This is a genomic window from Gracilibacillus phocaeensis (genome assembly GCF_900626275.1).
In the GTDB taxonomy this organism is placed as follows: Bacteria; Bacillota; Bacilli; order Bacillales; family Amphibacillaceae; genus Gracilibacillus; species Gracilibacillus timonensis.
In genome coordinates, this window is sequence record NZ_LR131143.1 from 98,754 (window position 1) to 110,998 (window position 12,245).

9 protein-coding genes are annotated in these 12,245 nt (G+C 40.7%); 4 read left to right on the top strand and 5 right to left on the bottom strand.

Annotated elements, in window-relative coordinates:
• Positions 1-753: 753 nt before the first annotated feature.
• The 5 genes from E0E32_RS05025 to E0E32_RS05045 form a co-directional block, all read right to left on the bottom strand.
• The gene (locus tag E0E32_RS05025) at positions 754-2,175 is read right to left on the bottom strand and encodes a glycoside hydrolase family 32 protein (RefSeq protein WP_130859174.1); all 1,422 of its coding nucleotides are present in this window, start codon (positions 2,173-2,175) and stop codon (positions 754-756) included.
• Positions 2,176-2,386: 211 nt separating this feature from the next.
• The gene (locus E0E32_RS05030) at positions 2,387-3,367 is read right to left on the bottom strand and encodes a LacI family DNA-binding transcriptional regulator (RefSeq protein ID WP_066187674.1); all 981 of its coding nucleotides are present in this window, start codon (positions 3,365-3,367) and stop codon (positions 2,387-2,389) included.
• A 216-nt stretch (positions 3,368-3,583) separates the two neighbouring features.
• Positions 3,584-3,943, bottom strand: a complete 360-nt coding sequence (locus E0E32_RS05035) for a YxeA family protein (protein WP_130859175.1) — start codon at positions 3,941-3,943, stop codon at positions 3,584-3,586.
• 1 nt (position 3,944) lies between these two features.
• On the bottom strand, positions 3,945-5,795 hold the full coding sequence (locus E0E32_RS05040) for an ABC transporter permease (protein WP_130859176.1): 1,851 nt from the start codon (positions 5,793-5,795) through the stop codon (positions 3,945-3,947).
• Positions 5,782-6,549: an ABC transporter ATP-binding protein gene (locus E0E32_RS05045; protein ID WP_066187682.1), complete on the bottom strand. Its 768-nt coding sequence runs from the start codon at positions 6,547-6,549 to the stop codon at positions 5,782-5,784. Before E0E32_RS05045 ends, E0E32_RS05040 begins: the two co-directional genes overlap by 14 nt.
• 437 nt (positions 6,550-6,986) lie before the next feature.
• On the opposite strand from E0E32_RS05045, the gene E0E32_RS05050 reads away from it, so the two are divergent.
• From E0E32_RS05050 to ectA, 4 genes are all read left to right on the top strand, one after another.
• Positions 6,987-7,697, top strand: coding sequence for a response regulator transcription factor (locus E0E32_RS05050; RefSeq protein WP_130859177.1), 711 nt, complete (start codon positions 6,987-6,989; stop codon positions 7,695-7,697).
• 19 nt (positions 7,698-7,716) lie between these two features.
• On the top strand, positions 7,717-9,108 hold the full coding sequence (locus E0E32_RS05055) for a sensor histidine kinase (RefSeq protein ID WP_066187686.1): 1,392 nt from the start codon (positions 7,717-7,719) through the stop codon (positions 9,106-9,108).
• Positions 9,109-9,533: 425 nt separating this feature from the next.
• Entirely contained in the window at positions 9,534-11,003 is a 1,470-nt protein-coding gene (locus tag E0E32_RS05060) for a catalase (RefSeq protein WP_066187690.1), read from the top strand.
• 699 nt (positions 11,004-11,702) lie between these two features.
• Positions 11,703-12,209, top strand: coding sequence for a diaminobutyrate acetyltransferase (gene ectA, locus E0E32_RS05065; protein ID WP_078059965.1), 507 nt, complete (start codon positions 11,703-11,705; stop codon positions 12,207-12,209).
• Positions 12,210-12,245 lie beyond the last annotated feature (36 nt).

Sequence of the window (12,245 nt, forward strand, 5' to 3'; positions counted from 1 at the left end):
CCATCGTGCAGATCTTTTATCTGATAAGAAAAATAGGAAAAAGCCAGCCCGGTCCTTTATCGACCACTCAAAGTAGTTAATGAACTGCCGATAAGATAGATTATGTTAAGTAGACTCCTTATGTGGCAGTTGACTTTGTCCGTTTTTTTGTGCTAAGCGAGCGCTCCGGGAATATGCTGCGCTTTCCGTGGGGCCGGCTTCAGCTAACTTGCAAAAGAAGAGCACTTTTACAAGTGGATCTTCAGCTCGTCCTGGTCCCACAGGAGTCTCCGCATATTCCCTCCGCTAGATATACGTACAACAATGGTTGTTACTGCAAGGATGAAGCGTTCTAAGCACCTAAATAATTTTGTAGCAAAAAGAGAAAATCATCAACTGATTTTTCGACTGCGTATGGATCACGCTACAAAATGGTTCTTTCATTTATAAAAACCACAATGTATGATCGCATCATTCTCTCAATAAGTTTATCTAGCATGATGATGGTGCCTAGAATCCTACATTTTAGCAGTCATTCGATTGTAGTACTACTACCTAGCGGAACCTATTTCCAGAGCGTTTCCTAGCACTGACAAACAATCAACTTTACTACATGGAATAATGGAACTAGATACTTAACATAATCTATCTTATCGGTACTCTCGTTCATTCAAGGTCAAAATCATTCCAAGTCCTATTATACCAAGGATTGTATATTTTCTTGCTTATAAAAAAGAAGAGGTGCATACACACGCTCTCCTTTTGTCCAGAAGCTTATTTCCAAATCGATGGGAACTCATTGATAGTCAGTTGGCTAACAACTAATTCTGTTTTTACGCTATATAACTCGATCGCATGGATCTTCCCATATGGAAACATCAAATTCGTAGATACTACGACACCGTCATTAGCAAAAAATTCTAACGAGCAATTATCCCATATAGCTGATATTTGTTCCAGCTTCAATCCGTGTAAGGCGCCGGTAATTTCGCTGGCAAAATCTTGCGAGAAATCACTTTGTCCCTCCGTACGATAGAAGGTGTAGCTATCATCATCCTGATTGATTTCCAGACGGAATACTTCGTTTTGATCACTGACCAGCTGGAATCCCCATTGCTCACTTGGGTGTTCCAGACAAAATTCCGCACTGCCATACGGTGTCACATCATATGACTGCGACTCACCTGCCGATATTGTCAGCGCTGAGGTTTTTTCTGCACGGACAGGACCTACCGATATCACAGGTTCCTGTTTTAATAAATAGTTATCTTGGTGTCTTTGTAAGGTGATTTTTCGTACTAAACTCATCGCACTGCGCCACGGAGAAACTGGTGCTGTTTTGGCATAATTCCAATTATTCATCCAGCCAATCCAATATGTATCTTCCGTATTATCCCAGGTAATCGACGCATAGAAGTCTCTGCCCTCGTCTGCCCACTTCAAGGCATTGCTGGCTGCTTCGTTCGGATGAAATATTTGTCCATCAAAAGTACCCGTGAAATAGTATACCGCAGATCCGCCGTTAGGGCCGCCTGGATTGATGCTGACAATTAATACCCATTCCTTTTCATTGGTTCCTTCTACCGGTAGTTTGATTAAATCAGGACATTCCCAAACACCATCATCTGATGGATACTCCCTTCCAAACGAGGATAGATGCTTCCAATCGATCAGATTTAGTGAACCAAAAAATTGAACGTGGTCACCGCAAGCCAAGACCATGACCCATTGCTCGCTTTCCTCATGCCAAGCTACTTTGGGATCACGAAAGTCTTGTAACTCTGTGTTTGGAATCACGGGGTTTCCTTCATATTTTGTCCATGTTCTCCCTTTATCTTCACTATAGGCAATACTTTGCTGCTGATGCCCTTCTTGATCATGTGTAAAAATAGCGACTAATCCACCAGAGGCTTGTTGAAACAAACCGCTCGTATTATGAGTGTCTGCTACCGCTGATCCAGAGAAAATCGTACCGAGATGATCTGGTGCCAAAGCGATATCCAACTCTTCCCAGTGATACAAGTCCGTGCTTACCGCATGTCCCCAATGCATATCGGCATGGTTATTACCGTTTGGGTTATGCTGATAAAATAAGTGGTATTCTCCATCGAAATAAACCAGTCCATTCGGATCATTCATCCAATTCTCTTGAGGTGTGAAATGAATCTGCGGACGGCGAGCTTCTTGATAATGCATATTGTTATCTTCCCTTCTTATTATTCATTGCCTGTTGTTTAGAAATACCGACGTTTTCACAACTAAAATCCTTGCACCCTTCCATTGATATTATCCATTAATAACTGCACCATGTCAATCGGTTGACATGTTATTTCCTAAAAAGGGTCATTCTAGTGGCAGTCGGCAAATGAAACCGAGCAAAATAGAATAAACCTCTCGTATACATGACTTAACGGATGCTGTCTCCTTTCCAAAGTGAAACCGGCAGAACCTCTGCAGTTAGCGGCTGATCTTTATTGGTAATCTGCAAGTCTAATAGTTCTACTGATTTCTCGGCAATCTGGGCAATCGGCTGCATAATCGTGGCGAGTTCCGGATGAAGCGTACGAATCAATTCTGTACCATCATAACCAATGATTTTCAAGTCTTCCGGTACACGATATCCATGCTGCCTAGCATATTGCAGCACTAATAAACCGAGCATATCATCACTGGCAAAAATCCCATCTACTTCCGGATGTTCTTGAAACAACTGCTTGATTGTGTCCATGTTATCTGCCAAAAAGGCGACATCCGGGACTTCATAATTGATTGGTGTCCGACCGTTTTCCCTCATGACTTGCTGATAAGCAGAACGACGATCATTGGCTGGTGTTTCAAGTGTGGAAACACCGTTAATATGGATGATATGCTGACAACCTTTATCTACTAAAGCCTGTGTTGCTAACTGCCCTCCCTGGAAGTTATCCGAACTAACCACTTGAATGTGTTTTGACAAATAATGATCAATCGCGATAGCAGGAAGTTGTTGTCTTAAATCAATCAATCCCCTATTGTAGCTAACCACGATGACACCATCTACTTGATTACGCAGCAGCATTTCCCAATACTTTTTTTCCTTCTCTGCTTCATGCAAACTATTACATAGAAGTACCTTGTAACCTTTCTCATTACAATAATTCTCGATATGAGAAACTAGCTCGCCAAAAAACGGATTGCTCGTGGAAGGAACAATTACACCAACTAAATGCGTGCGTTTATTATACAATGAACGTGCAAGGTCATTCGGAATATAATTAATTTGCTTCATAGCTTGGTAGACTTTTTCCCTTGTTTCCTGGCTGATGTAACCGCGATCATTTAACACGCGTGATACCGTGGTTGGTGAAACTCCGGCTGCCTTAGCTACATCTTGTAATTTTGGCTTCATTCCTCTATGCCTCCTTTGGTGAGACGAAAGCAGGCACGTTGTAAGATGTTCCTTTTTTGTACCTTGCCCTTATTAGTAGAGACTATTTCAGCGTTTCTAGGCAACGCTGAAATGATGCTTCATCTCCCATTTTTTTATTTATTCCCCACAAAAATTGTAGCATAGTTTGAGCTATTTAGCTTACAAAAAAAGAAATAGAGGGTGAGAAATTACCCTCTATCGTGCCTCTTCTAATTCGGTCTGTGCATCTGCAGTGATTTCCTCCCATTCCACTTCATCATAAGAGGTTACCTCATTTTCGTTCTTGACATATAACATCAGATAGGCTCCTCGCCGTAACTCTTTCCCAGCTGTGAATTCCACTTCCACCGCTTCCCCTTGCTCATCAAAAGCCGTTTGCTGATACCTGTATCGTTCCATGATCTCGCCATTATCTAACCTGTCCTCTTCCACCTCAGTTGGTTCAGCCACTTCGACATACACATTATCTTTACCAAAGCGATTAAAGTCCACCGTCATCAGCACAACAACCGCTGCAACTACTAACAAAATAATCACCGCACCTATTTTTTTCATTTTAAATCTCTCCTTCGATAGTACGTTTAAATCCTCTAACAGTAATAAAGTAATACAACACATACACTAGCGTGTAAGCCAACATCCACCACAGGATTGGTACCCATAGATTCATTTGTAATAAATTGGAGAATGCCAGCAAGGCAACCGCCCCATGCAATAACCCAAGCAGTAATGGTGCCATAAAGACTAATCCCATTTGATAACGAATCGTTCGCTTCATTTCTTTTTTCGATACGCCAATTTTCCGTAAGATTCCGTATTTATCCTTATCCTCTTCTGCTTCGGTCATCATCTTAAAAAAGATAATGCTTCCGGTTGCCAGTAAGAAGACCAATCCTAAGAAAGCACCCACAAATAATTGTGCTCCGGAAGCCTTCAAGGCGTTTTGATAATTAGTCACCTTACTCGAAAAATGATTCCGTTCGTCCTCCCCAGCCAATTGATCTGATAAGGCGTCATATTGTTTATAATCATCCACCTGCACGGCCTGATAGCTTACAGCATCACCCGCCAACGCTTGGTATTGTCCGTCATTTAATACAAGCACAGCGCCAGGAAGGGTTTCTACATTAAATATTGACTGGTGATATTGTTTGGTAATCAAAAAGGTTGTATCATTTACATCGACTTCCTCTACCTGCTCGGACCAGCGCTCGTCATAAAAAGGATCGATGTACAAGGCTTGGTTATCTTGAATACGAGGTGCCTGCTCCCAGTCCAATAATTGGGTTAGCTCATCAAAGGTTGCTTGATCAATAACATGATAGGACATGTCAGTTTCCTCGTTTGTCACACGTACCTCTTTTGTTTCGATATCAATCGAAGCCTCTATTGCCTCTGATTCAACCTCATATTGTGGCCCTTGCCACATAAACGCAAAAGGCATATACTCTTCCACGTTTTTATCGGTATTATAATAGAGACCAAAAACTGCCCCGCCAGCGGTGATCGTTGTGGCGCTTAGGGTAGCAATAATCGTTAAGGTCTTGGCATTGCCGCGAATACGATATAACAGCTGGGAGGCTGTCATCAGATTGAGCCCTTTCCACGCCCATTTTTCCCTTTTCTTCAACTTGTTTAATACATAAACAAGGACACTATTGAATAATAAATAAGAGCCAGCAATCGTTAAACCAATAATAACAAGCGGCATGGCAATTCCGAAAAATGCCCAAGCCTTTGAAGTTGTTAAATCTTGCAACGCCAACCAATAAGCCATCACCAGTGTCAGCACTCCGATGACCGCCGAAATAAGGCGCGCCTTTGGTTGTTTCTCCCCTTTCTTAGCTGCATAAAACAAATCAATAAGCTTAAACTGATAAATCACCCGATAGCCTAATAAGGAAGTCACGAGAAACAAGATAAAGAATACAACAATGGTTTCGACAACGGCACTGCCGGAAAAAGCGAAGGCAAAGGTTTGTTCAAGTCCCATTAACTTCATTAGAATGGCCAAGAATAATTGGGAGAGAAAGAAACCTAACCCAACGCCAATCAACAATGAAATAAAACCAATCATCATGTTCTCAAAGAAAAGCATGAGACCAATCGTGCGCTTTCTTACTCCTAACAAGGAGTACAAGGCCACTTCCTTTTTACGCCTTTTCATAAAGAAGGTATTGGAATACAAAATAAAAATCGCAACAAACACCATTAGCACAAAAGCAGAAGCACTCATAATGCTTTGTACCTGCCTCGACGTTTCCGCTAGTGCACTAATATCATCACTATGCTTTAAAGTGGAAAAGGTAAAGTATATGATGATCGAAAACACGGTAGCACCAATATACAACCCATAATTCCGAAAATTACGCCTGATATTTTTTAAGGCCAAATCAAATAATGTCATGGCCATCACCGCCTATTTGTGCCATTTCATCCAGAATTAATTGAAAAAACTGCTTGCGCGATTGATTACCACGGATCATTTCCTTGGACAAACAACCGTCTTGGATAAACAAGATACGTCGACAAAAGCTTGCAGCATAAGCGTCATGGGTCACCATCATAATCGTTGCCTCATGCTCGGTATTTAATGAGCTTAAGCTTTCTAATAAATCCGTTGCCGATTTCGAGTCTAAAGCCCCGGTCGGCTCATCTGCGAATATTAACTTCGGCTGCGAAATGAGCGCCCGGCAAGAAGCTGTCCGTTGCTTTTGCCCCCCGGATATTTGATAAGGATACTTCTCTAATAAATCTTCAATACCAAATGTTTGTGCCACCGCATGAACCTTTTCTTGAATTTCTTTTGCCGGTTGTTTTGCAATAGCAAGTGGTAATAAAATATTTTCTCTCACAGTCAAAGAATCCAGTAGGTTATAATCTTGAAAAATAAACCCTAAGTGATCACGGCGAAAGTCTGCCAGCTGTTCATCCTTCATCTTGGCGATATTGTCCTGTTCAATAAAAATATCACCACTCGTAGGAGAATCAATTGTTGCCAATACGTGTAACAAGGTAGATTTCCCTGCACCGGACGGCCCCATTATTCCAACAAATTCACCTGCTTCAATCGTAAATGATATATTCTCAAGCGCCTGATAGGAATTGGCGCCTTTTCCATAAATTTTGTCTACCTTGTCAACTTTTAATACGTGTTCCATGTCAATGCACTCCTTTCATCTACCTCTACTATAGCTTCCCAACCTTACATCACCATCACGGGTATCTTACAAAATCCTTAAATACCTGCGAATTACTGCAAATCCTGTTATGATAAGATAAAGCGAGACTTCGTTCAGCGGGGCTGATCTTCGCCCCTGAACGATAGCGAGACTTATCAGGAGGTTTAGGGACCGTTGTTTTCCTTACTCACCATGGATTAACTCTTTTACAACAGGAAAACTTACGGACACTTAACGCTGTGATAAAGCGAGACTTCGTTCAGCGGGGCCGATCTTCACCCCTGAACGATAGCGAGACTTATCAGGAGGTTTAGGGACCTTTGTTTTCCTTACTCACCATGGATTAACTCTTTTACAGCAGGAAAACTTACGGACACTTAACATGACGATCAGGTAAAAAAGAAAGGATGAGGACGATGGAAACACCTCGTATTCTCATTGTTGATGACGAGAAAGATCTGTGCCAACTAATGAGCACCTCCTTACAAAAGGAAGGTTTCTCCGAAATAGAAACAGCCGGCTCCATACGTGAGGGATGGGAGAAATTTGAACAATATCAACCAAGTATAATTGTCTTGGATATTATGCTCCCAGACGGCGAAGGTTACGACTTGTGCAGAAAAATCAGGGAAGTCTCACAAATTCCGATTTTGTTTCTATCCGCGAAGTCTGATGAAGTTGATAAGATACTGGGCTTAGCCATCGGCGGAGATGATTATATCACTAAACCATTCAGCCCCAAAGAAATGGCCTACCGCGTAAAGGCGCAGCTTCGACGGGCCGGTGTGTATAGCTTGGAAGCGCAGACCCAGAAGACCAATCAAGGAGAAAAAACGATTGGACTGTTTACTATCAATGCCGAGGAAACAGAAGTAGACAAACAAGGAGAACATTTGGAGTTAACCGCCAAAGAGGTTGGGTTAATGACCTGTTTCCTGCATCATCCCAATCAAATTCTTAGTAAAGAGACACTCTTTCGCACGGTATGGGGTGAAGATTTCTATGGCGCCGACAATACATTAATGGTTCATATACGTCGCCTGCGTGAAAAAGTCGAGGACCATCCATCCCAACCCCGACATATTGTAACCGTAAAAGGGTTAGGCTATCGATTTTTTCCTGAATAAGAGAGTTAGGTGATAAAAAGTGAAATGGAAAATAACCCTTCGATATTTAATATCCATTCTTAGCATTGTGTTTATCGTATTGATTGTCAATACTTGTATCTTGCTAGGTATTATGCTGTACCAAAGCATGCAAGAAGGTGCCAACTTTGGCAGTAATTCCGGAGAAGACTTTACTCGCTCTTTTCAAAGGTATATGGAGATAGAAGATGATATACCTACGGTGTCAGAGACCGGTCAAGAGGCCTTGACACAATTTGGTGCCTGGCTGCAAATCCTTGATAATAATGGTGAAGTAATCGATTCTTATCAGGCACCTGAAGAGGCAGCAGACCACTATCGCCCGATTGAATTGGTGCATAAGTATAAATACATGGATGATGACTTGAACACGTATTTTATTGGTGAATATGAAGGCTACAGTTATCTTGTTGTCGTTCCTGAATCTAAAGAACAACGGTTAGTCATGATGTTCGACGGAGAACAATGGATACATTATTTCATGCAATTTCTCGGTATTATTGCGATTGTTGATTTGCTGATTGCTGCCCTTGTCGGCTTTTTGTTCAGTACCATTTTCACTAAACCGATCAATCGCATGGTGGAGCGTATTCATGCCTTAAAGGAACGCATCTTTACAACAGAAAAACCAAAGCGGCCCGGCATTTACAAGCATGTATTTGCCAATCTAAATGACGTAGCCAATGCGTTGCAGGCAAATGAACAAGAACGACACAAACTGGAACAAATGCGCAATGAGTGGATCAGTAATGTCTCCCATGATATTAAGACACCACTCTCTTCCATTCAAGGTTACGCCGAATTACTGCGAGATCAAGATGTAACAGACGGGGAGCGCTTGGAATATGCAGAGGTAATCGAGCGGCAGTCTTTATACATGCAGGAGCTGCTGGAAGACTTTCAGCTAACGACACGCTTACGCAATCAGGAACTCTCGCTTCAGTTACAGTCCACTAATATGGAACCGTTTGTGCGAGAGCTGATTATTGATCTATTAAACGACCCGAAATTCCGGAGTAAACAAATTCAGTTTGATAGTACAGCATCCCTTTATTGGAAGATTGATCAACATTTAATGAAACGGGCATTGCTTAATTTTATCTATAATGCCTTACTTCATAACGAAGAATTAGTCGAGGTGAAAGTGAGTATTTCTGATAAAAGTATTATAATTCAGGATAACGGCAAAGGAATCGATAAGGAGGAGCAAACGAAAATATTTGATCGATATTATCGCGGCACCAATACAAGTCATACACACGGCACTGGGTTAGGAATGGCCATTTCACGCGATATTATTCAAGCACATGGTGGTACCGTTCAGTTAACCAGTGAAAAAGGAAACGGCACAACGATCGAAATCATCTTACCACCTTTAGATGATAAGGAATAAGCCACTTCCAATGATAACAAAAAACGTTTAAATTCCCCTTTTGACGGTTATATAATCTATATAACCGTTTTTTTATAAGTAAAGAAAGTAAATAATCCTTGGTATAATAGGACTTGGAATGAGTTTTCCCTTGAATGAATCGCTTGTTGATTTATGCCCTGTGGGCGAAAGCGCAACCTATTTCCGCAGCATTTCTAACGATGAAAAACAGTCAACTTTACTATATGGAATAGATGGACCGTCAACTTCACATAATCCGTCTTATAGGTGGGTAGTATCTATCTTCGATTCGTGATAAAGGGAAGGACAGATTTTGTCTGACTTTTTCATCCTCTTAATTAAAATAATTATAAATAAATATTGATTTTTATAAGATTTGTATTATAATAAAAGATGTAATATTTATAACAAAGGAGAGGTGTTTTATGAGTCAAGAGAAAAAATATCTAACCACCGCCTCTGGTGCACCCGTTGGTGACAATCAACACTCCATCACCGCTGGACAAAGAGGACCAACTTTAATCCAGGACGTACATTTATTAGAAAAACTTGCTCATTTCAACCGCGAACGAATCCCAGAACGAATTGTACACGCCAAAGGTGCCGGAGCACATGGCTATTTTGAAGTGACGAATGACCTTTCTAAATATACAAAAGCAGATTTCTTATCAGAAGTAGGTAAAAAAACACCGATGTTTATTCGCTTTTCCACCGTTGCAGGAGAGCTAGGTTCAGCCGATACGGTACGAGACCCACGCGGTTTCGCAGTTAAATTTTATACAGACGAAGGAAATTATGATTTGGTGGGGAACAACACGCCTATCTTCTTTATCAGAGACGCGATCAAATTCCCTGACTTTATTCATACACAAAAACGACATCCACAAACACACTTAAAAGATCCGAACATGGTATGGGATTTCTGGTCACTATCACCTGAATCACTACACCAAATCACGTACTTGCACTCCGATCGTGGTATTCCAGCAACTTTCCGTCATATGAATGGTTACGGAAGCCATACCTTTAAATGGGTGAACAAAGATGGAGAAGCTGTTTACGTGAAATATCACTTCATCAGTGATCAGGGGGTAAAAGGCTTAGATCCAAAGGTTGCCGATGAGTTAGCTGGGACAAACCCTGATTACCATACCGAGGATCTCTTTAACGCGATTGATAAAGAAGACTATCCTTCTTGGACATTAAAGGTACAAATCATGCCGATCGAAGAAGCAGAAAGCTATCGTTATGATCCTTTTGATGTAACGAAGGTTTGGCCGCACAGTGATTATCCATTAATTGAGTTAGGTAAAATGGTGCTTGACCGTAATCCAGAAAACTATTTTGCTGAGGTAGAGCAAGCTGCCTTTTCACCTGGACATTTCGTACCCGGTATTGAGGCTTCACCAGATAAAATGTTGCAAGGTCGCCTCTTCTCTTATTCAGACGCTCACCGTTATCGTCTAGGTGTTAATCACGAAACAATTCCGGTTAATCAGGCAAAGGCTCCTGTCCATAATTACCAGCGCGATGGCTTTATGAGTCATAACGGTAATGGTGGCAGTGCGCCGAACTATGAACCTAATAGTTATGGTAACGCACCAAAAGAAACACCGGAAAGCAAAATCAAACCATTTGAGGTATCTGGCTTTGCTGATAGTGTCAATTACGACAGTGAGGATCATTTCTCACAACCAGGTTCGCTATTCCGCGATGTACTGGATGAAGGCGGACGTCAACGCCTGATCGAAAATTTTGCTGATCATTTAAGTGGTGTGACCAAAGAGGGAGTTGTCGAACGTCAATTAGAACTCTTCTATAAGGTCGATCCACGACTTGCAGAAGGTGTTGCTTCGATATTAAACGTAGAAGTTCCAGCACAGGTGAAAGAATAATAAAGCAAGATTGTTTGTTCACTTTTATAGCAGGAAAATTTACTAGCGTTTAACACTGGATAAATATTTTTCAATCTGGTTCCCATACTAATTGGGAACCAGATTTTTTTGTAACAAGGAATAAATAACTTATCCATTCATTTTCGTGACTGAAAATTCTATGATGAAGTGGGTTTCAACTACGCATGTGGAAGGTGAAGTGCTTGGCTGGAGTGTTTTTACACAACCATGTTTTCTAATCTGGGTGCCATTCATTTATTCCTTGGTTATCTCCTCATATTTCGTAAATGGATTAAGAGCATCTATCCGATCCATGAGAAATGATTTCATTCAACTTATATAGCCTGTTTTTACAATAAAGAATCGCGCCGTTTTTCTTATCAAAAGTTTGGATCACTTTTTAAGTGTATAAAAAAATCACAAAGAAAAAACTTAAGAAGAAAGGCAAATTTGGTTTATATGTAAGAATATTTGACCATATGCAAGGATTTATGAAGCAATTTTGATCAAATGTCTCTCAGTCATTCAGATACAGTTTAACCATGCCTCAGTCGATTATAAGCGGTTTGAGGATTCATTGAAATGACGTTATCATTTATTAGGTAAGCTTTTGAACGACTTAGTTTACAGTTTTAAAAAAATGGGTATTAAAATTATAAACAATTCCCTTATTCAAGAAAGGAGAAAATTGTGACTCAAATGAATGTTCAACAACCTCCGTCTGATCAAGTAACTTTTTCCAATCCGACAGCAACGGATGGAGCGGGAATGTGGGAATTAGTAACAAAATCAACACTAGATTCCAATTCGCCATATAAATATATGTTAATGAACGAATATTTCGGTGATACTTGTGTTGTGGCAAAGCAGAAAAACCAAATAGTTGGTTTTATTACCGCATTTATCTCCCCAAAGAAACAAGATGCAGTGTTTGTTTGGCAAATTGGCGTTGACAGTTCTCAGAGAGGAAAAGGAATTGCTTCCAAAATGTTGCATTACCTTTTAGACTCTGAAGCCTGTAAAAACGTCCGATTTGTTGAATCAACGATTACACCTGATAATAAGGCATCACAATCATTATTCCAGAGATTAGCTCGTGATTACCATACAGATATTACTTCTAGTGAATGTTTCACGAAGGAGATGTTTCCTGGTGATGATCATGAAGAAGAACTAAAATATGTCGTAGGACCGATTAAAAAATAAACAACAAAGGTTTTGCAACCGTTCTTGCAAATGGAC